General features: G+C 41.1%; 26 protein-coding genes and 1 tRNA gene. 15 read left to right on the top strand and 12 right to left on the bottom strand.

Features of this window, described 5'->3' with window-relative positions; genetic code table 11:
* Positions 1-18: 18 nt before the first annotated feature.
* Positions 19-807, bottom strand: a complete 789-nt coding sequence (locus ACVCDT_RS02185; RefSeq protein ID WP_447131101.1) for a class I SAM-dependent methyltransferase — start codon at positions 805-807, stop codon at positions 19-21.
* Positions 800-2,875: an ATP-dependent DNA helicase RecG gene (gene recG / locus ACVCDT_RS02180; protein WP_447131100.1), complete on the bottom strand. Its 2,076-nt coding sequence runs from the start codon at positions 2,873-2,875 to the stop codon at positions 800-802. Before recG ends, ACVCDT_RS02185 begins: the two co-directional genes overlap by 8 nt.
* A gap of 87 nt (positions 2,876-2,962) precedes the next feature.
* Here recG and ACVCDT_RS02175 point away from each other — a divergent pair, with 87 nt between their 5' ends.
* Positions 2,963-3,520: a nuclear transport factor 2 family protein gene (locus tag ACVCDT_RS02175; protein ID WP_447131099.1), complete on the top strand. Its 558-nt coding sequence runs from the start codon at positions 2,963-2,965 to the stop codon at positions 3,518-3,520.
* Between the two features lie 30 nt (positions 3,521-3,550).
* On the opposite strand, the gene ACVCDT_RS02170 is transcribed toward ACVCDT_RS02175, so the two are convergent.
* The 6 genes from ACVCDT_RS02170 to gmk all read right to left on the bottom strand — a co-directional run bounded on the left by ACVCDT_RS02170 (position 3,551) and on the right by gmk (position 8,653).
* Positions 3,551-4,189, bottom strand: a complete 639-nt coding sequence (locus ACVCDT_RS02170; protein WP_447131098.1) for a peroxiredoxin-like family protein — start codon at positions 4,187-4,189, stop codon at positions 3,551-3,553.
* Between the two features lie 64 nt (positions 4,190-4,253).
* Positions 4,254-4,964, bottom strand: a complete 711-nt coding sequence (trmH, locus tag ACVCDT_RS02165; RefSeq protein ID WP_447131273.1) for a tRNA (guanosine(18)-2'-O)-methyltransferase TrmH — start codon at positions 4,962-4,964, stop codon at positions 4,254-4,256.
* Positions 4,965-5,003: 39 nt separating this feature from the next.
* The gene (gene ridA, locus ACVCDT_RS02160) at positions 5,004-5,390 is read right to left on the bottom strand and encodes a deaminase RidA (protein ID WP_447131097.1); all 387 of its coding nucleotides are present in this window, start codon (positions 5,388-5,390) and stop codon (positions 5,004-5,006) included.
* A 42-nt stretch (positions 5,391-5,432) separates the two neighbouring features.
* Positions 5,433-7,547 carry a bifunctional GTP diphosphokinase/guanosine-3',5'-bis pyrophosphate 3'-pyrophosphohydrolase gene (gene spoT / locus ACVCDT_RS02155; protein ID WP_447131096.1) on the bottom strand — a complete coding sequence of 705 codons (2,115 nt, stop codon included), beginning with the start codon at positions 7,545-7,547 and terminating at the stop codon, positions 5,433-5,435.
* A 107-nt stretch (positions 7,548-7,654) separates the two neighbouring features.
* Positions 7,655-7,927: a DNA-directed RNA polymerase subunit omega gene (gene rpoZ, locus ACVCDT_RS02150; RefSeq protein WP_447131095.1), complete on the bottom strand. Its 273-nt coding sequence runs from the start codon at positions 7,925-7,927 to the stop codon at positions 7,655-7,657.
* Positions 7,928-8,008: 81 nt separating this feature from the next.
* Entirely contained in the window at positions 8,009-8,653 is a 645-nt protein-coding gene (gene gmk, locus ACVCDT_RS02145; RefSeq protein ID WP_447131094.1) for a guanylate kinase, read from the bottom strand.
* Positions 8,654-8,787: 134 nt separating this feature from the next.
* On the opposite strand from gmk, the gene cyaY reads away from it, so the two are divergent.
* From cyaY to ACVCDT_RS02100, 9 genes are all read left to right on the top strand, one after another.
* Positions 8,788-9,105 carry an iron donor protein CyaY gene (gene cyaY / locus ACVCDT_RS02140; protein WP_447131093.1) on the top strand — a complete coding sequence of 106 codons (318 nt, stop codon included), beginning with the start codon at positions 8,788-8,790 and terminating at the stop codon, positions 9,103-9,105.
* 26 nt (positions 9,106-9,131) lie between these two features.
* A complete protein-coding gene (locus ACVCDT_RS02135; protein ID WP_447131092.1) occupies positions 9,132-9,803 on the top strand; it encodes an alpha/beta hydrolase in 672 nt (223 codons plus the stop codon).
* A gap of 183 nt (positions 9,804-9,986) precedes the next feature.
* Positions 9,987-10,784: a hypothetical protein gene (locus ACVCDT_RS02130; protein ID WP_447131091.1), complete on the top strand. Its 798-nt coding sequence runs from the start codon at positions 9,987-9,989 to the stop codon at positions 10,782-10,784.
* 74 nt (positions 10,785-10,858) lie between these two features.
* Complete coding sequence (gene hemC / locus ACVCDT_RS02125) at positions 10,859-11,788, top strand: hydroxymethylbilane synthase (protein ID WP_447131090.1); 930 nt, start codon at positions 10,859-10,861, stop codon at positions 11,786-11,788.
* A gap of 4 nt (positions 11,789-11,792) precedes the next feature.
* Positions 11,793-12,545: a uroporphyrinogen-III synthase gene (locus ACVCDT_RS02120; protein WP_447131089.1), complete on the top strand. Its 753-nt coding sequence runs from the start codon at positions 11,793-11,795 to the stop codon at positions 12,543-12,545.
* Positions 12,546-13,820 carry a uroporphyrinogen-III C-methyltransferase gene (locus ACVCDT_RS02115; protein ID WP_447131088.1) on the top strand — a complete coding sequence of 425 codons (1,275 nt, stop codon included), beginning with the start codon at positions 12,546-12,548 and terminating at the stop codon, positions 13,818-13,820.
* 2 nt (positions 13,821-13,822) lie between these two features.
* Positions 13,823-14,995 (top strand): heme biosynthesis HemY N-terminal domain-containing protein, encoded by a 1,173-nt coding sequence (locus tag ACVCDT_RS02110; RefSeq protein ID WP_447131087.1) that lies wholly within the window; start codon positions 13,823-13,825, stop codon positions 14,993-14,995.
* A gap of 195 nt (positions 14,996-15,190) precedes the next feature.
* The gene (locus ACVCDT_RS02105; protein ID WP_447131086.1) at positions 15,191-15,937 is read left to right on the top strand and encodes a PP2C family protein-serine/threonine phosphatase; all 747 of its coding nucleotides are present in this window, start codon (positions 15,191-15,193) and stop codon (positions 15,935-15,937) included.
* A gap of 510 nt (positions 15,938-16,447) precedes the next feature.
* Positions 16,448-16,524 (top strand) — tRNA-Arg (locus tag ACVCDT_RS02100).
* A gap of 97 nt (positions 16,525-16,621) precedes the next feature.
* Here ACVCDT_RS02100 and ACVCDT_RS02095 read toward each other — a convergent pair.
* The 3 genes from ACVCDT_RS02095 to ACVCDT_RS02085 form a co-directional block, all read right to left on the bottom strand.
* Positions 16,622-17,416, bottom strand: a complete 795-nt coding sequence (locus ACVCDT_RS02095) for a hypothetical protein (protein ID WP_447131085.1) — start codon at positions 17,414-17,416, stop codon at positions 16,622-16,624.
* Complete coding sequence (locus ACVCDT_RS02090) at positions 17,413-18,252, bottom strand: hypothetical protein (protein WP_447131084.1); 840 nt, start codon at positions 18,250-18,252, stop codon at positions 17,413-17,415. Before ACVCDT_RS02090 ends, ACVCDT_RS02095 begins: the two co-directional genes overlap by 4 nt.
* Before the next feature lie 103 nt (positions 18,253-18,355).
* A complete protein-coding gene (locus ACVCDT_RS02085) occupies positions 18,356-19,225 on the bottom strand; it encodes a WYL domain-containing transcriptional regulator (protein WP_447131083.1) in 870 nt (289 codons plus the stop codon).
* A 280-nt stretch (positions 19,226-19,505) separates the two neighbouring features.
* Here ACVCDT_RS02085 and ACVCDT_RS02080 point away from each other — a divergent pair, with 280 nt between their 5' ends.
* The 5 genes from ACVCDT_RS02080 (at position 19,506) to ACVCDT_RS02060 (ending at position 25,136) form a co-directional block, all read left to right on the top strand.
* Positions 19,506-19,754, top strand: a complete 249-nt coding sequence (locus ACVCDT_RS02080; protein WP_447131082.1) for a hypothetical protein — start codon at positions 19,506-19,508, stop codon at positions 19,752-19,754.
* 53 nt (positions 19,755-19,807) lie between these two features.
* Positions 19,808-20,413 carry a hypothetical protein gene (locus tag ACVCDT_RS02075; protein WP_447131081.1) on the top strand — a complete coding sequence of 202 codons (606 nt, stop codon included), beginning with the start codon at positions 19,808-19,810 and terminating at the stop codon, positions 20,411-20,413.
* A gap of 456 nt (positions 20,414-20,869) precedes the next feature.
* Positions 20,870-21,199 carry a hypothetical protein gene (locus ACVCDT_RS02070; protein ID WP_447131080.1) on the top strand — a complete coding sequence of 110 codons (330 nt, stop codon included), beginning with the start codon at positions 20,870-20,872 and terminating at the stop codon, positions 21,197-21,199.
* Between the two features lie 85 nt (positions 21,200-21,284).
* Positions 21,285-23,267, top strand: coding sequence for a DEAD/DEAH box helicase (locus tag ACVCDT_RS02065; protein ID WP_447131079.1), 1,983 nt, complete (start codon positions 21,285-21,287; stop codon positions 23,265-23,267).
* A 6-nt stretch (positions 23,268-23,273) separates the two neighbouring features.
* The gene (locus tag ACVCDT_RS02060; RefSeq protein WP_447131078.1) at positions 23,274-25,136 is read left to right on the top strand and encodes a DEAD/DEAH box helicase family protein; all 1,863 of its coding nucleotides are present in this window, start codon (positions 23,274-23,276) and stop codon (positions 25,134-25,136) included.
* A gap of 5 nt (positions 25,137-25,141) precedes the next feature.
* Here ACVCDT_RS02060 and ACVCDT_RS02055 read toward each other — a convergent pair whose 3' ends face one another.
* On the bottom strand, positions 25,142-26,314 hold the full coding sequence (locus ACVCDT_RS02055; RefSeq protein WP_447131077.1) for a hypothetical protein: 1,173 nt from the start codon (positions 26,312-26,314) through the stop codon (positions 25,142-25,144).
* Positions 26,315-26,328: the final 14 nt, after the last annotated feature.

Genomic DNA, 26,328 nt, shown 5'->3' with positions numbered 1-26,328 from the left:
ATTTAACCCCTTTTATTCTTATAGATTACATAAATAGATGTCAAAACGGTTAGCTTTGCCGGTCATTTCTATTTGTGGTTTTTGATTCGCTAAATAGGGTGCCCCAGCTGGGCGTTTCACCACAACGCGTTTGGTGGCTATGGCTAGTGCAGGATCTAAAAGTAAATCTGCGTCTTCGTCTGGCCCTAATAATTGTTGAAACAAACGCATTTCTTTTTTCACTGCCGCGCTTTTTTTACGATGGGGAAACATAGGGTCTAAATATACAACTTCTGGTTGTTGGCCTTGCCACTGATTGAGTAAATCTAACGCAATTCCATGTACTAACTGCATACGTTGAGGTATCCAAGTAGCGAGTTGTAGATCCTTATGGGCACGGCTTAAGCCATCGCTTAAAAGTGCCGCTACCACAGGTGAGCGCTCTATCATGTCTACTTTGCAACCTAGGCTAGCCAGCACAAATGCATCTCGGCCTAAGCCTGCTGTGGCATCTAATACATGCAAGCTGGTTTGGCCTTTTAACCCCACAGCCTTAGCAATGGCTTGTTTTTTTCCTCCACCGTGTAAGCGCCTAAAAGTCAGTGCGTCAGAAGCAAAATCTACTAACACTTCGCCTACTTTTGGCTCGTCTAGCTGGCGTAAGCCTAAATGACTGGGGTGTTGGATTAAGGCTAAACCTGAGTCGAGGTGCGGCTTAAAGGATAACCCCCACTTTTGCGCTGTATGTTGAGCCAATTCAATAAGCTCAGCGCTGGCTGCTTGGGGCACAGTAATGGGAGTGGGATAAGAAAATGAATTATCAGGCATGGCCAAAGTGCTCTTTGTTGTCCAACCAGCGATTTACTATAGCTTGGGCATTGGCTGGATAATGTTGCCATAAGTGGCTAGCGATATTTTGAACTTGAGGAATAAGTTCGGCGTCGCGGATTAAGTCGGCAATTTTAAGATCAGCTAGGCCAGTTTGTTTCGTGCCAAGTAATTCACCTGGGCCGCGAATTTCTAGGTCTTGCTGGGCTATGTAAAAGCCATCGTTTGATTCTCTCAGCACGGCTAAGCGTTTATTGGCGGTTTTAGATAGAGGGTTTTGATACATCAACACACAGTGACTTTCTACTGAGCCGCGCCCAACTCGGCCACGCAATTGGTGTAATTGAGCTAGGCCTAAGCGTTCTGGGTTTTCTATGATCATTAAACTGGCGTTAGGTACATCAACCCCCACTTCTATCACAGTAGTGGCCACCAATAGATCTAAGCTTCCAGCTTTAAAGTCGGCCATAATCTGCTGTTTTTCGTCTGATTTTAAGCGCCCATGAACTAAACCTATTTTAAGCTCAGGTAAGGCAGTTCTTAATAAAATGGCGGTATCTTCGGCCGCTTGGCTTTGTAAAAACTCCGACTCATCTATTAGTGTACATACCCAGTAAGTTTGTCTGCCTTGTTGGAGGCTAGCATGGCGGACTCTTTCGATGATTTCATCACGGCGAGTATCAGGCAATACCACGGTTTTTACTGGGGTTCGCCCAGGGGGTAATTCGTCAATAACCGAGGTATCTAAATCTGCGTAGGCCGTCATAGCTAGCGTTCTAGGAATGGGGGTGGCAGTCATAATCAATTGATGAGGAAAGGCGCCTTGTACTTCGCCCTTTTCGCGCAGGGCTAATCTTTGATGCACGCCAAACCGGTGTTGTTCATCCACTATTACTAATGCTAGGCAGGAAAAATGCACAGTTTCCTGAAAGATCGCATGCGTACCCACTAACATTTTAATGTGATTATTAGCTAATTCTGCTAACACTTTTTCTCGAGCTTTGCCTTTAAGTTTGCCTGCTAGCCAACCCACTTCTATACCTAGTGGGCTTAACCATTGCTGAAAGTTATTTGCGTGTTGTTCGGCTAATAATTCTGTTGGAGCCATAAGCGCAACTTGATAACCCGCAGCTATAGCCGATAAGGCTGCCATGGCTGCCACTAGGGTTTTACCCGATCCTACATCGCCTTGAACTAAACGCATCATGGGCTGCGGTTTTTGCATGTCTTGTTGAATATCTGCCACTACCCGCAGTTGCGCCTTAGTGGGTTTAAAGGGCAAGTTTTTAAGAAACTGATTTAACAGCTCAGCGTGTGGCTGAATAGGGTAAGTGGCTTGTTGTTGGCTTTGTTGGCGAACTTTTAACACACTTAAATGGTGCGCCAATAACTCTTCTATCACTAGCCTTTGCTGTGCGGGATGTTTGCCTTCTTCTAATAAAGACAAGGTCACATCTGGTGGCGGACGATGCACTAAATGTAAGGCATCTACTAAGCTAATTTGTTGTTGGTATAAGCCTTCTGGCAGCAATTCTGCTAAGCCGCCTTTATTTAATAGCTTTAAAGCTTGCTCGGTTAGATTGCGTAACGTGATTTGTTTAATGCCTTCGGTCGCTGGGTATACTGGGGTGAGGGATTCTTGCAGTGCCTGCGGATTGGTTAAATCAATGGTTTTATATTCAGGGTGCATGATTTCAAAGCCATATTTACCGGCTTTTACTTCACCAAAACAACGAATGGTTGTGCCTACCGCTAGGTGGTTTTTTTGCGCGGCACTAAAATGAAAAAACCTCAGGGTAACTGTGCCGGTATTATCACTGACTCGAACTAGTAACATGCGCTTGCGACCAAATTGAATGTCGCACGACATCACTTCACCTTGAATGCTAGTGTGTAAATGGGGTTGCAGCTCGCCTATGGGATAAATGCGGGTACGATCTTCGTACCTGTGCGGTAAATGAAAAAGCACATCTTGCACCGACACTATGGCCAATTTTGCGAGTTTTTCTGCGGCTTTGCTGCCCACCCCTTTTAATTGGGTAACTGGCAGTTGAGCTAAGCCTTGCATAAATCACGTTTTCCCAACAATTATCTATCCTTACCTGAGGGTTTTAAGGCTCTTATAGTCTGCGCCTATAATCGAAGAAATACCCAAATGAATCAAGCCATTGCTGTTGTATTCACTACTAATTTCAGTAAAGCTAGCCATTCTATTTATGTTGGTGGAAACAAAATGTTTAGAACAAGCCTAATCTGTGTAATTTCTGTACTTATGCATTTTTCGAGTATTGCCAGTGACAAGCTGCAGCCCATTCATAAAGCATTAGATAGATTTCACCAAGCCGCGGCAAATGCTAATGCCCAGCAATACTTTGAACTAATGACAGAAAATTCAGTGTTTATTGGCACAGATGGCAGTGAACGTTGGACTAAATCAGAATTTAAAGCTTTTGCTAAACCCTATTTTGATGCGGGTAAAGGCTGGTTGTATAGCCCACGTAATAGGCATGTATTCGTGGCTAAAAATGGTCAATTTGCTTGGTTTGACGAAATGTTAGATAACCAAAGTTACGGTGAGTGTCGAGGCACAGGCGTACTTGAATTAACCAAAGACGGCTGGAAAATCAGCCAATATCATTTAACTATTCCTATTCCCAATGCTTTGGCTAAGTCATTTGTGCAACAAATTAAACAACTTAGCCAACAACCTTAATTACATTTTACTGGGTTAAGGTAGGCAAAATTACAGGACTAATTTTGCGCTTTGATATAACAATTCAGGAGAAATACGAGTTTTATAGTCTGGATTTACATGACTAAAAACTACTTTGCCTTGGGTATCTAAAATAAATACTGCAGGCGCCGGTAATACTGCCATTCCAGAACTTTTTTCACTGTTTAAGTCTATATCCCAATTGGTTTTATATTTAGTGCGAGTATCGTTAGGCACATAAAAACCTATGCCAAAGCCTTTGATGGTGTCTAATTCGGGATCGGCTAATAACCTCACACTAAACTTAGTTTGTAATTTTTGTTGTTGTAATTGCGCGGGTGTTTCGGGGGATATGGCAATGATTTGATAGCCTAACTCATTAAGCGGGGTTTCTATGTCTTTTAATCCAGCTAACTGGCGATTGCAGTAAGGGCACCAGCCACCGCGATAGAAAATTAATACTGTGGGTTTAGCCATAGTTAAGGCTTTTAAACTAACTGGGTCGCCATCTACAGTTTTTAAAGTTGAGTTTGGCGCATTTTGACCAATTAAGAGTGGAGTAACATTGTCGGCCGAATCGGCAATTTGAGTTCTATCTAGTGCATTCGCCTGATTAGGCATTATTCCTAAGCTAAAAACTAAGGCAAATATAAGTATTGATGCTTTCATTGTGATCTCTATCTAGGGTGGGTTTGCTTGTTAAGACCTAAGTAACCGCATAATACTTTCAGCGTTAAATGTTTTGTTGTTGCTCTTTGTAGCCTTTTTTCGACAATTGCATTTGTTGCCACCATTGCTCATCGGCTTGGATTTGGCCATTTTCATCTATATGAGGATAAGCTAGGCCTTTACGTTGGCAAAGGTCTTTGAGTTTGGGGAAACCCCCTTCAAATAACACCTTTTGGCAGGCTTGCTCTGAGAGTTGCTGACTGTCGTACATACCAGCTATTTGTCTTTGCCGTTGAGCTTCATACAAAATAAGGGCAGCGGCAACTGATACGTTTAATGACTGAACCATGCCTACCATAGGCACTATTATATCTTGGTCGGCTAACTCAATGGCCTCTTGCGTAGCACCGTGTTTTTCTTGACCTAAAATAATGGCAGTGGGGCGGGTATAGTCAATTTCTCGAAAATCGATAGATTTTTCCGACAAGTTAGTGACTAACACTTGCATATTTTGAGACTTAAGATGGCCTACAGCCTGTTCAATGCTGCTGTGTTCTTGTATGCCTACCCAGTTTTGACTGCCCATAGCCGTGCCTTTACGCATTTTGGCTTTTTGCTCCCACACGGCATGGACTTGGTGCACGCCTACTGCATCACAACTGCGCACTATGGCCGATACATTGTGAGGCTTGTGTACCTGCTCAAGGCATAGGGTAAGACTAGGTTGGCGTAACTTGAGTAGCTCGCGAATACGTGTATACCTTTCGATAGACATGCTTGCTTCAATCGACATAATAATAACCTAAGCAAGGCCCTACTCTGGTAGTTCCATCACCCCATCTATCTCAATCTGCACATCTTTTGGTAATGCACTTACTTGTATTGCAGCTCTGGCAGGATAAGGCTGAGAGAAAAACTGGCTCATGATCTCGTTAACAGTAGCAAAGTTGCTTAAGTCGGTTAAATAGATATTTACTTTGGCTAAGTGGTTGGTTGAACCGCCAGCCGCTTCGCAAACCGCTTTAACATTTTTAAAAACCTGTTGGGCTTGTTCAGAAAAATCTTGGGAAATCACTTCCATGGTTTCTGGTACTAAGGGAATTTGCCCAGATAAATACACAGTAGTACCACTTTTAATGGCTTGACTATAAGTGCCAATGGCTTTTGGCGCCTTGTCGGTATGGATAACAGACTTAGACATAAGGTTACCTTTAATTTATTTGTATAGAGTAGAATTAACGCCCTAGAATTGTTTTGCTTGGCTGTGCCTTGATACTCTTTGTACCTCAGGCATAGTGCGGATTTTGCGCATTACGTTGGCCAGTTGCAATCGATTTTTAATCGTGACTTCTAGATTGATATAGTAGATGTTGCTTTCTTTTTCTTCTGTTTGCAAACCTACAATGTTGGAACCACAGCTGGCTACCATATTGGTTAAGGTGGCAAGCGTACCTTGATGATTAATAAGCTCAATACGAATGGCGGCATGGAAATCACCCGACACATCTTCACCCCATTGCATAACCAACACTCTGTGCGGTTCTTCTTTGCTTAACTTGCGGATGTTGCTACAGCCATTTTGGTGAATTGTCATGCCACGGCCTGGGCTTAATACCGCCACAATTTCGTCATCGGGTATGGGGTGACAACATCTTGAATAAGATACCAATAAACCATCTGTGCCACGAATAGCCACTTTACCCTGTTTATCTGTGAGTTCGGTATTTTCACCTAATAAACGTCTAGCAACTATGGCACTGAGTTCGTTGCCTAAGCCTATGTCGGCCAATAATTCATTAAAGTTTTGATGTTTGGTTTCTAGTACCACTCTGTCTATATCTTGTTGAGGGATACTATCAAGCTTAACTGTTCCTAAGGCATGTCTGAGCAATCTGTTGCCCATGATCACCGCTTCTTCTGAGCGTTGATTTTTTAAGTAGTGACGAATGCGGGCTCTGGCTTTGGCACTAACCACAAAATTCAACCAATTAGCATTAGGCTTGGCTCTGGGTGAGGTAATAATTTCAACCGTTTGGCCGTTTTCTAACGGTTTACTTAACGAAAAGGTTCGACGTTCAACTTTTACCCCAACACATGAATTACCCACATCTGTATGTACAGCGTAAGCAAAGTCTACCGCTGTGGCGCCCATGGGTAGCTCAATAATGCGACCATCTGGGGTAAACACATAAATTTCATCTGGGAATAAATCGGTTTTTACGTTTTCGATAAATTCAAAAGAGGAACTGGCACTTTGTTGCAATTCGATGAGAGATTGCATCCATTTACGTGCTCGCACTTGTGCTGTTGTATCGCTGTTGTCGCTAGAATCTTTATACAACCAATGAGCTGCGACCCCTTTATCGGCCATATGGTTCATTTCGTGGGTACGAATTTGAATTTCTACTGGTATGCCATGAGGGCCAATAAGTGAGGTGTGTAAAGACTGATAACCATTAGTGCGTGGGATAGCGATGTAGTCTTTAAATCGACTTTCAATGGGTTTGTATAAACCGTGCATAGCACCTAAGGCGCGGTAACAATGATCGACCGATTCTACTATGACCCTAAACGCATAAATGTCCATGACTTCATTAAATAACAACTCCTTGTTTTTCATTTTGCGATAAATGGAATACAAGTGTTTTTCGCGCCCCGAAACTTGTGCCTCAATTTTTACTTCGGCTAAACGTGTTTCCACTTCGTTGCGGGTGTTTTCGATCACCTCTTTTCGATTGCCTCGCGCTTGCTTAACTGCACTTTTAAGAGCGCGATAACGCATAGGGTACATGGCTAGAAAACCTAGGTCTTCTAGTTCATTTTTTATATCGTGTATACCTAAACGGTGAGCAATGGGGGCATAAATTTCAAGGGTTTCGCGGGCAATGCGGCGTCTTTTATCAGGGCGTAGCGCGCCAAGGGTGCGCATATTGTGGGTGCGATCAGCTAATTTTATCAGTATCACCCGAATATCTTGCACCATAGCCATCATCATTTTACGGAAATTTTCAGCTTGGGCTTCTTGGGTGCTGCTAAAGTGAATTTTTTCTAATTTACTGACCCCTTCGACTAATTCGCCAACGGTTTCACCAAATTGTTCACTTAGATCTTGTTTACTATGATGGGTGTCTTCAATCACATCATGTAGCAAGGCAGCCATGATGGTTTCGTGATCGAGGCGCATGTCGGCTAAAATTCCGGCAACCGCAACGGGGTGGGTGATGTAGGGGTCGCCACTAGAACGCATTTGGCCACTGTGGGCTTCGCGGGCTACCACAAAAGCACGCTGACTATCCGCCACTTTATCAGCTGGCAAATAGGCTTCTAGTTTTTCTTTTAAACCCTCAAAAAGATACACTGCAAATACTTATATGTTCGATAATTTAGTAACAATAAGGTGAATTTGGCAGGAAACCAACGGCTTTACAATAGAATACTGCAAAGCCGGGTAAATAAAGCGTGAAATTATTGCTCTTGTAGGATGTTGGCTACAGAAGCAAATTCAGCTTGGTCTTGTTCCTGCTGATCACGTAAGCTTTCTGCTTCAAGTGTATCAAGGGTCACTAAACCTTCTTCGATTTCTCTTAGAGCAACCACTGTAGGTTTATCTGTGCCACGTGTGACCATAGGCTCTTTGCCTTCAATCGCAATTTGGCGAGCACGACGAGCAGCCACTAAAACCAAATCAAATCGGTTGCCAATTTTATCTACAGCATCTTCAACTGTTACGCGGGCCATGATGATCTCCGTCGAATGTTAATTTAAAAAAAGGTCGCATAGTGTACTGGCTAATGCCACGCTTTAAAAGCTTTTGATCGATTAAGATCCTAATAAATTATCAAATAATTGCTGGTGGCGAATAATTTGTTTTTCTTTGCGCAAGCGTCTGGTGCTAACAATGGCATCAAGCTCAGCTAAAGCTGCATCAAAATCATCGTTTATTACAATAAAATCAAACTCATGATAGTGAGAAATTTCAGACACAGCTTTAGCCATACGCTGAGCAATCACTTCAGCTGAGTCTTGCCCACGTTCTGTCAGGCGTCTTTGTAATTCTTGTTTTGAAGGCGGAGCAACAAATATGGTGGCTGTGTCGGGAATTTGTGCTTTAACTTGTCTGGCACCTTGCCAATCTATATCTAAAAATACATCAATACCTTGACGCAGAGTTTGTTCTATCACGGTTTTTGAGGTGCCGTAATAATTTCCAAATACCTCTGCCCATTCAAAAAAAGCGTCTTCTTTTATCAGGGCTTCAAAGCTGGCACGATCCACAAAATGATAATGTACCCCATCTATCTCACCGGGTCTTGGCGCACGGGTTGTGTGTGATATGGATACCTGCATGGCATTGTTATGAGTATCACTAGATTGATGTTTGTCTAATAAGGCTTTAATTAAGCTTGATTTTCCGGCACCAGATGGAGCGGCTAAAATAAATAAATTTCCAAGAGTTTGTGGCATGTTGGTCTGTCGATAATTAATTGTTGTGTTGCTGCTGGCAATGTTAGCATATTCTTAGCGGATGAAATATCTCATAGCAACTTAGCTCACACACATGAGCCGTCGCTTCCTCAGTAAACTTATAGGTGAAAAATATGAACGATAGCCAATATCATCAAATCACTGATGATTTGTTGCTCGACATTGAAGAAATGTTAGATCAGTGTGAAGTGGACATTGATTACGAATCAGCAGGTAGCATTTTAACCATGACCTTTGAAAATGGTTCGAAAATCATTATTAACAAACAACCTCCCTTGCACCAGTTGTGGATGGCAACCAAATACAATGGCCATCATTTTAATTTGCAAGATGGACAATGGATAGATGAACGTACTGGCGTGGAGTTTTGGTCATTTTTAGACGAGGCTGCGTCTAAACAAGCTGAACAAACTGTATCCTTACGAAAATAACCTTTAATTAATCTGAGAATTTGGCAATGAGTAAAGAGGCATTACCTTTTGTAGAAATAAACCCTAAAACCCCAGCAAAGGCCGTAGTGATATGGCTACATGGTTTAGGTGATTCGGGAAATGGGTTTGCGCCCATAGTACCTGAATTAAAATTGCCAGAAGAGTTGGCGGTGCGCTTTGTATTCCCTCATGCGCCAATACGTCCAGTGACCATTAATAATGGTATGTCAATGCGTGCTTGGTACGATATTACCAGTTTGGATTTTGACAATAGAGCGGATAGCCAAGGTGTACATGAGTCATCGCAATTGGTGGCCGATTTAATTCAAAGCGAAATGGATAAAGGCATTCCTGCTAATAAAATTGTATTGGCGGGCTTTTCCCAAGGTGGAGTGATTGCCTTACATTTAGGCACAAGATTTGAACATAGCTTAGCGGGTATTATGTCTTTATCGAGTTATATGAGTGAGTCACAAACACTTAGCGAGCAGGCTCATATAGCAAATAAAAACACCCCTATCTTAGTGGCACACGGCACGCATGATGATGTTGTTCCGGTATTTTTGGGCAATGCAGCTTTTAAGGTGCTAGAAAGCAACGGTTACCCAGTGACTTGGCATGAATATCCGATGCAACATAATGTCTGTGCGGAGCAAATTGCTGATATTTCTAACTGGTTGCAACTAAGACTCAAGTAACCTTTGCGCTTTAACTTGACGGCTAAATAATTTGGCGCTTTTGTTTGTTGTATTAAGACCAAAGAGTATTAAAGCCTCAGTGTTTGTGGAAAAACGCTCTAAAAGGCCAGTAAATAGTCATGTAAATATAGAGCCGCTCAGTTTATACTGACTTATGTCTTTCTCTGGTGTTTGTGGGTTAACTTGGCATTTTCGTTTAAATCTACAAAAACCGCATTAGTCTTCTATTGTGGTTTTTGTTTAAGTGTTTTTGTTAACAGTGTGTCCCACGCTGGTGAGTTTGTGGTGGGTGTTGAAGACCTGCATTACTTGCCTTACTTTGATTTTACCAACCCCAGTAGCCGCAGTTTTACTAAAGAATTATTAGATCAGTTTGCCTTAGATAGCGGGCATAAATTGACTTATCTGCCATTGCCCATCAAACAATTTCCTCGTTGGTTAGCAGAAGAAAATATCGATTTCAAATTTCCCGACAACGAAATGTGGCCCAAAAAATTTAACGTGGTCGAACTCCCTATATCTTATAGTGATGAAGTGGTGCCTATGGTGGCCGGTACACTAGTGCTAAATAAGCATCAGAATGTACCTCATACTTTTATTAAAAGTGTTGGCACTATTACTGGCTTTCATACTACTTTTTGGCGTGAAAAAATTGACCAAGGTGAAGTCACCCTGTTTGAAGATCCTAGCCCAAGAATTTTAGTGCAATACTTAGTTAATGGTTTAATCGATGGGTTAGTTATTGATATTGCAGTGGCAAATAAAGAATTAGAAAATTTAAATGTGACTGAACGCTTAGTGTATAGCGATAAATTATCGCAAAATTCTTATTCGTATAAGTTATCGACTATTAAGTATCCGCAAGTGATAGCAGAATTTAATCAATGGCAAAAACAAAACCAGCGTTTTGTAAATGAATTAAGGCGCGAATTTGGTATTGCTACTCAAAGTTCGAATCAGGCCAGCATCATCCAACGTTAAATTTTATCTCTGTGTTTTTTATCTTACCCAACTTCTGATATTTTTAAGGCCATCATCTTGGCAAAGGAAACTCTATGACCTCCAACATTATCCGTATTGCGACTCGAAAGAGTGCCTTAGCTTTATGGCAAGCAAAGTTTGTGCAAGCGGCCTTGCTTGCCGCTCATCCTCAATTAACGGTTGAGCTGGTGCCTATGAATACGCAAGGAGACAAAATTCTGGACACACCTTTAGCTAAAATTGGCGGAAAAGGACTGTTTATCAAAGAATTAGAAGTCGCCATGAATGAAGGAAGGGCAGATATAGCTGTGCACTCAATGAAAGATGTGCCAGTTGAATTTCCGCAAGGTTTTGGTCTACATGCCATATGTGAACGAGAAAACCCTTATGATGCTTTTGTTTCAAATCAGTATCTTAGACTAGACGATTTACCGCAAAATGCGGTAGTGGGCACCTCTAGTTTAAGACGCCAATGTCAAATTAGAAAAGCCAGACCAGACTTAGTTATTAAAGACCTAAGGGGTAATGTAAATACTCGTTTAGCCAAACTCGATGCAGGCGAATATGATGCCATTATTTTAGCTGCGGCAGGTCTGATCCGATTAGGTATGGCCGACAGGATCAAGCAACAAATTTCTAGTGAACTGTGTTTACCAGCTGTAGGGCAGGGCGCGGTAGGCATTGAATGCCGTAATCAAGACGCCGAGTTAATAAAATTATTAGCGCCATTAAATCATACTGAAACTGCGATACGAGTAAGAGCAGAGCGAGCCATGAATGCCAAATTAAATGGTGGCTGTCAGGTGCCAATTGGCAGTTTTGCTCAACTTGAGGGTGAACAATTAAGCTTAAGGGGCTTAGTGGGATCGGTTGATGGCCAACAAATGTTATTCGCCACACACACAGGCCCAGCAGCCGAGGCTGAGCAGATAGGTACAGCAGTGGCTAATCAGTTACTAGAGCAAGGCGCGGGAGACATATTGCGTGCTTTGCACTTAGGTTAATCGCATGTTTTTATTGCTGCGACCACAAGAAAAATGTGCTTCTAGTAACCTGGCTTTTCAAAAGCAAGGCCTAGACTCAGTGGCTTGCGGTTTAATTACTACTGAGATTGACCAACAGCAAATTAGCAGTCTAGCTACTAAAATAGCAGCGTTAAAAGCCGTACAGCTGCAAGACATTTATGTGATAGTGACTAGTACAGTAGCCGCTCAACAATGTATATTGATGCACAAAGATTGGCCGCAAAATATTAAGTTTTTTGCCGTGGGTGCCAGTACTGCGGCGATTTTGCAACAAGCTGGCTGGCCTGTTGTGGTACCTCAAGAGCCTAAAAGTGAAGGCTTGTTAGCCTTGCCTGAATTGCAGCAGGTCGCTAATAAAACCCTAGTCATAGTCAAAGGGTTTGGCGGCCGCGAGCTTTTGTATCAATCTTTAGTGGCTCGAGGGGCGCAAGTACTAGAATGGGAAGTATACAAACGTACTAAAGTGTCTAAACCCATCTCAACACAAAACTGGCAAGCTGAGCAAATTCGTTGCATCATTGCTAGTAGTGGGGAGATTATCCACGCTGCATTTGATTTTTTTGAACCCACTTGGTTAAAAACCTTAGACTGGATAGTAGTGAGCGAACGAACCGCTTCCATTGCCACTACTTTAGGGGTAAAACATATCTGGGTGAGTCGTGATGCAAGTGATCACGCACTTATTCAATGTGCACAACAATATTTGACTGGTACTACACCTTTTTCGGAGCAATAAATGGCAGATAATCAGGATAAATTAACCCCCTCTGATCAAAAAGCGCTAGACGCTCTCGAGCAGAAATTAGCTGAAGAAAAAACGGCTAAGGGTAATCCACAAAATGCTGAGACCAAAAAACCTACTAGTACAGATTCCGCATTAGATAAAAACAGCACTGCCAGCGCTAAGTCGCCGGCCTCTCATGTAAAAAAAGCTAATAAAGTAGCTGAATCTTCGGCCAAACCGGCAAAAACAGCCGGGCTTTGGTTTGTTGTGGTTTTACAATTTATTTTAATTCTAGGCTTGGCTGCAGCTGGATATTGGGGCTGGTTGCAATGGCAAGCTTTTGAGCAGCAACAGCAATCTTTATTCGAGCAACAGTCGAATCAAGTAAGTGAACAGCAGGCTGAAATTAACCAATCAATCGCCGCTAATCAATTGGCTAAAAATGAGTTAGTCGAACAAAACCTTAATTTACAAAAGGCGTTGCAAGCTATGCACAGCCAGCTTGAGCTCACCTCAGCACAAGTGCAAAGCAATCAACGTAATCTGGCCGATGTATCTGGGCGCCGACCCGCAGATTGGTTACTCGCCGAAGCCGACTATTTAGTGCGCATGGCGGGGAGAAAGTTATGGTTAGAGCATGACGTTAATACTGCCATTATGATGTTGGAATCGGCTGATAGCCGCATTCAAGATTTAGCCGATCCTAGTTTATTGCCGTTGCGGGCTCTGTTAGCACAAGATATGCAAAGCTTAAAACAAATTACTGCATTTTCGGTGAGCGAATTAGCACTTAATCTTGGTGCTTTAGCTAATCAAGTAGACGACTTACCTTTAAGTTTTTTTAAAGTACCAGAGACGGTTCAAACCGAAACCCAGTTGAGTGAGTCTGTTGACGACTGGCAATCAAACTTATCCAGAAATTGGAACGAATTTAAAGCGAATTTCTTTAGCGTTAAAAAAGTGACCACCGAAATTAAGCCTTTTATGTCTGAGCAACAACAGTGGCTGTCGAAGCAACAACTTAAGTTTGTGTTGTTACAAGCGCAAACCGCAGTATTGCATGAGTCACCGACTTTGTATCAACAAAAAATTAGCAGTGCCTTAGCCTTGTTGGCTGACTACTTCGACCAAGCTTCTCCACAAGTCAAACTAGTTGAACAGCAACTACAAGAACTTCAAGAAATTAAACTTAAACGTCAGTATCCAGAAAAATTGCAATCAATGGCATTACTTAGGGATGTGATTGAGCAACGTTTATCAAATCGATTTGTTAACGGAAGTTACTGATTATGGGTCAACTAATAAGAATTTGTCTGGTTGCCGTTACTTTATTAATTGCCCTAGTTGTGGCTGCGATGTTGTTTGATGACAACGGCTATGTGTTTGTAGAGTTTAATGGTTGGATTTTAGAAATGAATGTATGGTCTTTGGGCCTATCATTAATTTTTATTTTTGTAATTTTGTTGTGTCTAAACCTGTTAATTAAAACCCTTATTGCCATGGCCTCTGGCTCTAAAAACTGGTTGGGTAATTGGGGCAGAAGAAAAAAGCAAAAAGCTTTTACGCGTGGTCTTATTGCTTTAGCGGAAAATGACTATAAGGCTGCCAAAGACCAACTAAGTAAAATTGAACATGATGATTTTGATGGTATTAACTTACTTGCCGAAGCAGAAGCGGCAGTATGTTTGCAGCAAAATGAAGAAGCAAGACGCTTATGGGCTTTAGCTAGCACCTACGATAAATCTGCTTATGCTGCCACTTTGTGTTTAGTGCGAGACGCTTTAACACAACATCAGCCAGATCAAGCAATAACACAGATAGTGCAATTAGATGACAAACAGCAAAAACAAACTGAAGTGATTAAACTTTGGGCGCAAGCTTTAGTGCAAGCCAAAAAATGGGGCGAGTTAAAAAGCAAACTCAATGGCTGGAAAAAAGCCTTGGGAGACAGTTATCAACCTCTTATGGTGCAGGCTTCAAAAGGTGACTTTGCGGAAATAGCCAGCAAACAAGGGGCAAGTCAACTTAAGCAAGTATGGCAAAGCTTACCTCGTAGTACGCGTAAAGATCCGGCTCAACAAGCGGCTTACATTCAACAGCTAATTGAACAAGGTATGCACGCTGATGCCGAACATGCATTGGTAGAATATCAGTCTGCTGGTCCTGAACCTTTGCTGTTGCCTTTGTTTAAGCAGATTACTTTGCCCAATCCTGCCAGCGCCATTAAAAAGCTAGAAAGTTGGTTGAAAAAAGACGACGCCAATGTGGCCTTGCTGTCTACTTTAGGGCATATCGCCTACCGAGCTAAAGACATTCCACTGGCAGAAAAAGCGTTAGCCAAAGCCATAAAATTAGCCAATAGATCAGAAGACTTGTTGTTATTAGCTAAGATTAAAGAGTCTCAATCCAAGCTCGACCAAGCTTTGTCTTTGTACAAACAAAGCATGCAACCAACAAAATAGACTTTTTACAAGCTGATACTTTTAAGCTGCTTTGTGTGGATAATCTAATGCTTTTGGAAGTTGAAGGGCAATAATGGGAGTTTGTTTAGTGGTATGGTGATACTTTTTAGTAGTACTTCACCTTTTTCTACCACTTAATCATTCCATCAAAAGAATGCAAAGTCATTTTCTGCTTCCCATTTTGGAACCATAGCTATGCTTAACAATCCTTGGAAATCAGTAGCAAAAACTCATATTGGCACTATTCGTAAAGTGAACGAAGATGACTTTCTCGATTCACCGCAAGTGGGTATGTGGTGCGTGGCTGATGGCATGGGGGGACATGCTAAAGGTGATGTGGCAAGTAAAATGATAATAGATGGGCTGCAGTCGATTGCTAACACCAACGAATTTCCTTTAAGCGTGCAAACAATCACTCATCAACTTCTCGAAGTCAACGACCAGTTAGTGACCATGGCCAATGCAAAACAAGCAATAATTGGCAGTACTGTGGTGGTTTTATTATTTGATCAAGAACATGCGCATTGCATCTGGGCGGGCGACAGCCGTATATATCGATTACGCAATCAAAAACTTACGCGTTTAACCCAAGACCATAGCCAAGTAGAGGAAATGGTACAGCAAGGATTATTAACACCAGAAGAAGCTGAGCGGCATCCTAATGCGAATGTAATTACTCGCGCCGTAGGGGCAAACGAAGATTTAGATTTAGACGTTTTATCAAATAAAAGAATGCCTGGAGACAAGTATTTTTTATGTAGTGATGGTTTAAACAAAGTTATGTCTGATATTGAAATCGAAAGTAAGTTGTTAACTACACCTTTAGAATCGGTGGCGCCTTTGTTAATTAACACAGCGTTAGACAGACAAGCCAGAGATAATGTCACAGTCTTGGTAGTGGATAATGCTAATACTGCAGATACCCTTTACTCTGGACTTTAAGCGTTCCTTAAACGCATCTCAGTTAGACGATATCTTGCCTCTAGAATAAGCATTAGGCTAAAGACGGGTTTAAGTTTAAAAAAGAGTCGTAACTCTCAATGGGCGGCAAGCCTGCAAAGCTAAAATAGTCAGCTTGCGGAAAATGCAATACACAAACAAGTTGAAAAAAACTCAGTAAAAACAGAATGGTTAAAAGCAATGTAGTAACTTAAAACACTAAGGCTAGTCACTGCTCACATTAAGAGAAATAAGTAAAAAATACTTAGCGACAATCGCTATAGCCCAAGGTGTAATAAAACTAAATAACAGTGGAAAAGCTAACATAATTCATTAGAATCACCGCTCGCTTAACATTAGCCTAATAATTTAAGCAATATGCCAATGCACCCGTAGCTCAGCTGGATAGAGCGTCGCCCTCCGGAGGCAAAGGTCATACGGCAATATGGACGTTGGGGGTAAAGGTCAAAGACGCAAATTTTGACCGTAAAGAAAAAGAGTAAAAATTGCGATGCACCCGTAGCTCAGCTGGATAGAGCGCGGCCCTCCGGAGGCCGAGGTCACAGGTTCGAATCCTGTCGGGTGCGCCATTTACTTCAAAATTGACCGTTGCTCCCCGTGACTAAAATGTCCTTCAAATACAGCCCGTGACCTCACCGTGACCAAAGTGAAAACTTATCTTCATAATTACCGTTCATTTTTACCAAGTTTGAATATCTCGTGAGTAATGTTATTTCCCAAGGGTAAGTCAGGTAGAAACTTTCTAAGCATCGCAAAATCCCTTTTACGTAGGTAAACGGCCTGCTCAGCTTTCTGGTAAAAAAAGCTGGTTTTCATGACAACCTCGTTTCCACTAAACTTTATACTATCAAGTGCATAATGCTTATCAACGAAATGGTTTATCCCAACAAATGCGCTATTCGTTTTAAACTTCGCATGCCCATAACGACTCACGGCCAAAACATCATTTATGCTTAAACAATACCCCTGAATTGGTAAAAGGCGAGTTGATGGCTGAGGATACTTGTGGGTGTGTTCGATAATTTTTTGAACCAACTGATTAGCCAAATACGGTGCATTTTTTTCAATATTATTAAGTGAGAAATTGTGTGATTTAGTGCGGTTTCTCATTACCCTAAACTGCAACACCAATGGCATATGTAAATCCGCAGAGTCGTTGCTTTTGAACACTCCACAGGTATTGATATTCTCCAACAGAGTTTGAGGCCAATGACGGCTAATATTGATAGATACTGGCTCACCGAAAGGCGGACAAAACAAGGTCAAGTGACCATATCTTGAAACGATTGCTTCAACTTTGTGCTCTTTGATTAATTTAAGAAATAACGCCAAGAATTGTTCAACATTTATGACGTCATCAGACGGAACATTAATTCCACCACTGTCCCATGCGTGGTAAGGCAAAAGTACTTTATATTTTTTGGCCCGCTTAAGGGCGGCCAATACTTTAGCGACATTCATTCAGTTTGCTGAAGTGGAACGAAGATTGACTCATCTCGTTTACCTACGTCGCCTGATTTGAGGATCTTGGGGCCCGAGACGATTAAAGTTCCATCGTGAAAAGAAACTCTTCTGATAACCAAGCTGATAGGGTTATCTGAATTTGACGACAAATAGTCAATTCGGTCACCTACTGTAATGCCAAAGACGACCTCAAGTAACTTGAGGCCCAATATATCCAGATCTTTTTCCGCTTTTTCATCAGCTGATTTTAGTTTATCTATTTGCTGCGCCATTTCATGACACATGCTGTCTAAATTGGTATTAAGATAGTCGGTTTCAATATTTGTAATCTTACTCAGTGAATCCGACAGTTCTTCGAAGGCATCATAGCGTCTAAAGAGTGAATCACATTCAGTCGATTTTTTTCTTATCTCTCTAATCAGTGGCATGGCTAGAGGGGAATTGAACTGATTAAAATCTATCGTTTTAATTGAACTTTTATTGTCAAATACATCAGCAAGCAGAATCGTTTGAGTCTCGAAATAGTCTTCCGAATGAGGTTCGACTCGGCCAGAAAACCAGACCTTATCTACAGCAACATACATAACCGCTTGAACTTGCAAGCGGGATGATTGCTCAACAGATTCAAACCATGATATTTCCGTATCTAAGCAAGCTACATTAACTAATTGTTGCTCAACTAATATATTGCGGAGTATTTCAATTTGCTTAATAAGTGACTCAGTCACTATCCGAAATGCAAATTTTGGCGTTGGGTATAGCCATTGCATTTCGTTAGTATCCGAAGGCATATTTCTTCTAAAGACCGATAAACACAACACTTGTCTATTCATCTTAGCTCCCCAAATCTTCCAAAAGGATAGCAGAGAAGTAGTTATTTATTGTTAGAAGGGCTATGTATTATTAAAACACATTTAGTTCGATTAGTTTTTTTGTTCAGCTGAACAACCACTCCTTAATCCCATCCATATTTTCAATCACTATTTGCTGAGCGCGCGGGTCGGCGCTGATCACGTTGGCGTCTATGCGCATTTTTTGTAGTAGGTATTGCACTAACGCACCGCGTACTTGGATAAGTAGGCGATTGTTGGTCATGCCGTAGTCGTTGGCGACGACCGCTTGTTGGTCTTTTGATAAGCGTTGGTCGGGGGTAAAACACACATTGACTTGGGTATGCCAGGCTATGTCATCTTGGGCGTTGATATCGCTTTTGCCCAAGCTTTGTGGCGTATCGTAAAAGCGTGTGAGTACAAAATCACGAAAGTCTTTATTACTTTCACAATACGCTCTGACGTGCCAACGCGTACCCGAATGCACAATGGCGTGCGGGATAATAATACGGCCATCTTTGTTGGGCGCGTTCACCGAGCGATAGTCCACTTCAATACGTTCGTTGTTACGACAGGCTTTGACTATTTCGCGCAACACTTGTGGCTGCACTGTGTATTTTGGCAGTGGCATCATGTGGGTGTAGTTAAAGCCCAAGGTCATGTCGGCAAAGGTATTGGTTAAATCGCTATTTCGGTGAATGAGTTGCAGGTATTCGTCTGCTTCACCTGTGGTGACTTTAGCGCTATAAGTGGGTGAGGGCTCGTAACCTTTTAACGAGCTGTTATACACAAGGTTGTTTGGCCCAACCGATTGCAAATATTCGTTGATGTCTTTAGAGGCTTGCTGGCGGCCAATGCCAAAGTAGTCGATTAAGTGACTGGCGTTAAGCCGCCCTTCCCACAGGGCAACAATTTCTATTAATCGATAACGTTGTAATAAATCATAACGAAAAGGCCAGTGTGCTTTTGGGGTCATAACAGTCGTCTTTGGCTACATATTTAAGTTAATAAAACCATATTGTCTTGACGGTAGCAAAACTTTTTTTAGCAACATGTGTACATTTAATCGACAGGTTGCTCAACGTTTAAAACAAATGATCCTTATGTTATCTGGCATTAACCTGAGTTTAGGTGCGCAAACTTACTGGAATAACCAAATATCTGCCTGAAAAATAATCATGTGTATCCGCACAGTGATTTTAGTGTCGTCAAAAGCGACATATGCTTGCTGCACGTTTCAACTAAAGGAAGTCGCCATGACCATTTCGCAACATGCCCAAAAGCGTTGTCAGCAACGTGGAATTTCACCCGACCTTGTTTTATTGCTAAACACACTGGGCGTCGAAACCCAGCAAAAAGGTAATACCTATGTGTTGTCGTTAGACAGACAGATGCAAAAGACCTTAAGCAAACAGTTGAAACGCTTGTTGATGCAAATTCAGCGCAATGTGTTTGTGGTGATTTCTGACGATGACCAAGTCATCACCGCCGCCCATAAACATTAAGCCGCCAACGCAAAGCAAAATCACCACTTAGTCAAATTATTAAGGATGACACTATGACCATGTTTTCAACACCCGAAATTGTTGCCTGCCCACACTGCCAGCAGCACTTTACCCGCCAAATACTGTGCTCGTTCAATAATAAGTGGCAAGTCATATATTCTGATGGTGGCACCACCTACGATTTAGAATTTACTATGTTTAACGAAACACGCTGTACCAACTGCCAGCAAATCATCTTAGACGTACAAAACCTGGCATCATTGGACTTATTGCCCACAGTCCCATTTTGGAAACGCTGGTTTAGCAAAAAGGTCGAATATCAACACTTAGCCAAACCCACATCAGACGTGTACCTAGAATTATTCGAGCACTGCAGCGACGACAAAAAAATGTATTACGCGCTAAAAGCCTATCGCAAGTTTAAGCAAACCCATTATCTAGAAGCCAAAACCATACAGCCAAGCCAAGAAGCGCTGGCACAATATCACGCTGCCGCAGAATTCATTTTGTCCAACCCATCCAAAAGTGACCTGCCCGAATACGACCTACTATGCGCCGACATCTACCGCCTAAGAGGCCAGTTCGAAAAAGCGCTAGATTGTTATGCCAAAGTAGGCGAGAAAAGGCTGCAATACATAGTCGAACAAGGCGTGGCATAGACCAACAAAAAGATAACCCGACTAATGGTGATCAGATCAAAAGAACAACACTACGTCGATAAATTCGGCCCAGTCGCCCCACCCGAAAACAAAGTGTACTGCAACAGCGACAGCCAAATACACTGCCCAAACCACTGGAACAACCTAACCCGCGTACCAGAGAGCCTAAAACAAAGACGCTGCGAAAAGTGTAAGCAAAACGTTTATCACATATCATCGTTAAGAGCGTTTAAGCACCACAGTCAGCTAAATAACTGCATCGCCGCCGACATCGAACAATTAAAATTGGATAACGACTTTTCAAAAATCTTAAGTTCAAAGTCAGAGTTAAGCGAGGAGGACTTTATTAGGTATGAGGTGATAAATGGTTGAATTACGGCAACTTCTTCACTACATTGGTGCTGAAAAACTCAGCTTGGTTAAGATTAAAAGTACGGCTAAATTTAAGGAAGCAGTATGAAAAGGGAAAATGACGAGCTACTTTTTAGTCCCTCAGATCTAGTCCTCTATATGCAATCTCCCTTCTCGACTTGGATCGAGCGTTTAAGCATAGTGCAGCCTCAAACCAAATCCTTAAAAGATAAACCCGATGCCTTGTTGCAATATCCAGCAGACAAGGGTCTCAAACACGAAGCAAATTACCTAAGCAGCTTAGAAAGTGTGCTACAGAATGTTGTAACCATTGCTGACAGCTTAAATAACCAAGAAAAAAACATTCACCACATTAGCTTCGATGAAATCATATACGGGTATCATTTTTCGAATCTTGGTTCACAAAACTATTAAGAGAAAATGGATAAGCTTTAAGTGGGAATAATTTGTATATCTAAGTTTAAAAGATATGCCATTTATATAGTAATAGGAAAACTGAATGAACGAAAAAGCTGAAAAACTGCGTCACAAGGTCGAGTTGGTTTTAGCTAGTGCAGATCTGCATGAGCATCAAAGAAAGGCGGCAGAAAAAACGTTTTCTGCATTAAATGATAACGTCAGAGCAGTTGTAACTGCCGCTGAAATGCAAGCTGGAAAGTCTGGTATTGCTTTAGCGCTTGCCTGTCATCAAAGGCTGTCATTATCAGATGAAGAAATATCAAGTCGAGCAAGGCTAAAGGACACTCTTTATTTAGTTACTATGCCCGACATTGCATTGATAGAGCAGGCCGAAAAGGATTTGGTTCTTGCAAAGAATGTTGTAGTAAGTAATTTTGTCAATTTTGAAAAAGCCCTTGAAAATGACTTTAAAGGCAACCCTCCAAAGTTGATTATTATTGACGAGTGTCATTATGGTTCAAATGTTACTGGGATCCGTTATAGCCGTATTTTTGATTATCTCGAACTTGAAAATGATAGCTGTAAGGTGGTATTCATTTCTGCCACTCCTTTTGGTGCACTTTATGGTGCCGAAACCGAATATGAAGAAGCATTAGAGTTAACTTCAGAAGCAGAAGAGGAGCACAACGAACAATTACTTCAAGAGTCTCGTTTAGCGGCAAATAATGCGTTAAAAGAATCAATTTTAAGGCGAAATTTCAGTACTCGGTTGGTTTTTCATAAAACGAGTGATGAATATTATGGCGTAAGAGAGATGCTGAGTAATGGACGTTTGATTAATCTTGATGACGACTGTAGGAGTTTTTTGGTCGACTCTCAACATCGTTCAAACTTTATGAAGCAATTCAAAGAGCACGAAGGCATGGGATGGTCGTTAGTCCGGGTGCCTGCCGGCAGTGCCATGGATGCAAAGCAATTTTTTATCTCTCAGGATATTGATGAACATAATATATTTATATTAGGCAATTCACTTTCAGGTGTCCCAGAAGATCAACTTTCTACTATCGAGCGTTTCAAAAAAGATTTTGAAGATGCGCAATTGTTTGACGATAAATTAGTGGCAATCACAGTAGCCGGCTGCCGAGCGGGTATAAACTTTGGAGCCATGATGAAAAATAACTTGATTTCAACATGGGACAGCACAGTAGCAAGCGTTGCAGCTGTAGTGCAGGCTAATGTAGGGCGAGCTTGTGGGTACCATGGCAATAATACCTCAATGCACTACACAAACGGTAATGCAGCCGAAGCCTACGGTGCTATTTTAGATTACCTTGAGCGAACCTGTTCAGATCATGCCGCTTCGGATTTCGCTGGGCTTAAAGAATTTTTTGAAGATATATGTCAGGAATTCCATGTGAATGGCTTAGACGTGGGCTTAACAATAAAATATAAAAAACGAAGACCTATTGGGGATGTTGAGACTTATTCAACTGATAGCTATATAGCCGTACCAGCAAAGTTGCTGGATAACAGATACGACTTTAGCAACTTTACTTCAGATAAAAGCATGCTTGCTGCAATTGATATACTCCGTGATGAATTCACTAAAAATGGTGCACCATCAGTTAAGGGGAATCGGGCCATGCGTGGCAAAAAGAAAAACTGGATTAAAGCGCAATGGGTTAATGGCGATAGTTATGATAACCCGGAAAAAGCTGGTGCCGATGGCCCGCAAAAAGTTCGAACAAAAATGCTTACCAATATGTTAGATAATGGTGATTATGTTGAGTTTAACCGTGTTGTAGCTCCTGGTTCTGGAGAGCTAACAGAAGATAAGTTAATTACTGCTACAGTTTTTAGTATTTTCAATATTTCTCGTCGTAAAGTAATAAAAACGATTATGACTGAACAAGATGTTTGGGATATGTGTGATCACTTTAATATTCCTCGAGATGACACAATGTTTGTTTTATACAAACGAGGTGAGTATGACATCGAAAGAAGTTTGGCTAAAAAAGAACACAACAAGCTACCTGAAATGTCTGGAAGTCTAAGTGACGAATCACAATTTTCAGCAGAGTGATCGTATATGACTAACACTGCAAATATTCATCGTAAAGTTATTGAAAAGGTACTTTCACAAAACACCTTTGAACATCAGCGTAATGCCGCGCAAAAAGCTTTTCTGCATTTCGACAATAGCAATAGAGCCGTTGTAATAGCTGCAGAAATGCAATCAGGTAAGTCTGGTATTGCCCTAGCCTTATCGTGCATACAAAGACAAAAGCTAAATGATGCTGATATATGCGACCGTAAACAACTAAAAGACACTCTTTACCTAGTCACAATGGCAGATTTATCACTGTTAGAGCAAGCTAAACGAGACTTAGCCCCCTCTAATAATGTTGTCGTTAGTAACTTCACTAATTACGAATCTGCACTTATTAACCAATTTAAAACTCAGCAGCCAAAACTCATTATCATTGACGAATGCCATTACGGCGCAGGCAACGAAGCTGTTCGCTACTCTAAGATCTTTGAGTATTTAGAGAAAGACAATATCAACTGCAAGGTTGCTTTCATCTCTGCCACTCCTTTTAGCGCATTATATTCAGCAGGTGCTGATTCAATATTGCGACATAACTTTAAAACTAGTCTTGTATTTCATAAAACCAATAACGAATACCATGGCATTAGAGAAATGCACCGCAATAACCAAATAGTCAAATTAGCTGAAGACCAACGAAGTTTTTGCGATGATTCATTAATGAGAAGGCGGTTCATTCGACAATTTCAAGAACACGATTTAGCGGGTTGGTCCTTAATTAGAGTGCCAAGCAGCCAAGCACAGTTAGCTAAAGAAATACTTTTAAATAATGGGATCCCAGAAGAACAAATAATAATTATTGGTCAGAAATTAGTCGGTGTTGATGATACTCAATTATCTAGTATTGATGACTTTAAACGAGAGTACGAAACAGCAGCTATGTTTGAAGACAAATTAATTGTTATTACAGTAGCTGGTTTTAGAGCTGGTATTAATTTTGGCTATGAAATGAAAAACACACTAATTAATACTTGGGATAGCACCATAGCTAATATTGCGGCAATTGTTCAAGCAAACATTGGGCGAGCCTGTGGTTATCATACCAATACAACAGCTAAACATTACACCAACCTCGATGCGATAAAAGCTTATAGCGACTTACTAAACCATCTTGAAAATAATTCAGGTGCAAACAATTTTGATGGCCTACATCAACTTTTTGAAGATATTTGCGTTAAGTATGACGTCAGAGGGTTTGACCGAGGGACAAATATAGCTCCCCAGGTTGAATATAGAGTGTCGAAGAAAAAAGATGATAGCCAAACATATTTAACGGATAGCTTTTTAGTAGTCCCAGGAAAATTAACACACCCAGAGTACGATTATAGTCAATATACTCAAAATCCAATATTACTTGATGCAATTAACCATATCAGAGCGGAATTGCTTAAAGATGATGGCCCTCATCGAAAACAAGGCCGAGCCTTAAAAGGTGAGCATCAAAACTGGATCAAAGCGCAATGGGTCAACGGTGTCACTTACGATGATCACACGCCAAGCTGCGCGAAGAATAGAGCAATTCACTTCACTTCATTATTAAACCAAAACCAAGCCATAGAGTTTAACAAAATTGTAAATCCTGGTGGTGGCGAAGCAACAGAAGATAAGAAGGTTATGGCCAGTATATTTAGTGTATATAACCTCTCACGCCAAATGGATGCGTTCAAACGTTCTATGGATGAAGACGATATGGAAGAAGTGTGTCAATTACTTAATGTTGAACAAGATAACACCGTGATTTTGCTTTACTTGCGTGGCGAATTCTCCAGTGAACTTACTTCTTATAAGCAAGGTGAACTAGCACAAATCACCTCTACAAGAGTTAAAGGCAATTCAGTATTTTAATTTTATTACTTTTCAATATGTTCGCTCATTAAGTAAAACCAAGGGAATGCTTGTTCAACATTTGAGTCCATTAACTTTTCAGCGATAGGAACTCCTAAACTTAATCCACTCGCGATAGGAGTAAACAAGCCAGCGATTGAATTTAGAAACGATACAGAACCAATTAATTTTCTTCCTTTAAGCATGTCGCCTCTTTCCTCAGATATAGCTTTGTATAAAGTTGAGATATATTTGAGATCAATTTCTGTTTGTCCCATTACCGCTGAATGCACCTCCTTTCGAAAGTCTTCTATACGTTTATCATCTAGAATTTTACAAAGAGATTTTTGGTTTCTAGGTCTGAACGAAGGAAATACTGCGTTAATAATTTCCTTTGATTTATTTTCGTTCTGACTATGCTCTTGTGTTCCCAAAGCGTGGAGATTACTGGTTTTATCATAAAGAGGCTTAATATCTGCCCAATCATGAAGGTGTGCTTTAAGTTTCTGGCTTAAGACAATGTTCGAATATAAATGTGTTAAGTAACCCCTAACAACCTCCTCCATATTCCTTTTATTTGGGTCAGATTCATATAAGGCTGGGTTCTTCATCATATCGATAGTGTACTCGCTTAGACCTTCGTACATCCCACCTTCTAATATTTCAGTTAGATCGTATAAAAACTCTCTCTCATGAGGCAGCTTTTCTTTGAATGCCCAAAATTCATCTGACTCTATGAAATCCCAAAATTGTGCTGTACCTACCTTTAGGTCCTTCAATTCATCTGGAAACCAAGAGTATTCAATTCGCAGTTTTTCTTGAAATTCGTTCCAAATGTTTAAAAGCTTCCTAAATGGTTCGTACCACTGTTCTACTCGTAAAAGCTCCTTTTCCACTTCACTATCAATTCTGCCGGAGTAACTAGATATCTCATCTTTAAATGAGCGAACTTTTAATCGACCGGAGTCTTTTAAAGCACTCAGAACGTCTGAATACAATTGAAAGTGTGCATCATGCGTTATTCTTCTATAAGTAGATTCATCAATTATAAAGGTGTCAGCCATAAATAATGATGAATAATCAGGGATAAAACCCTTGCCGGTATTAAAACAAACAGGTGGAAGTCGCTCATAAAAACGCGCACCACTAAGTCCCACCGTACTATTTTGAAAGCAAAAAGAAGAAAGTATTAAATCCATTCAATATTACCAAT

This window comes from Paraglaciecola aestuariivivens, assembly GCF_052983255.1.
The sequence above is the reverse complement of the archived record's forward strand: the minus strand, read 5'-3'. Positions and strand labels throughout refer to the sequence as shown.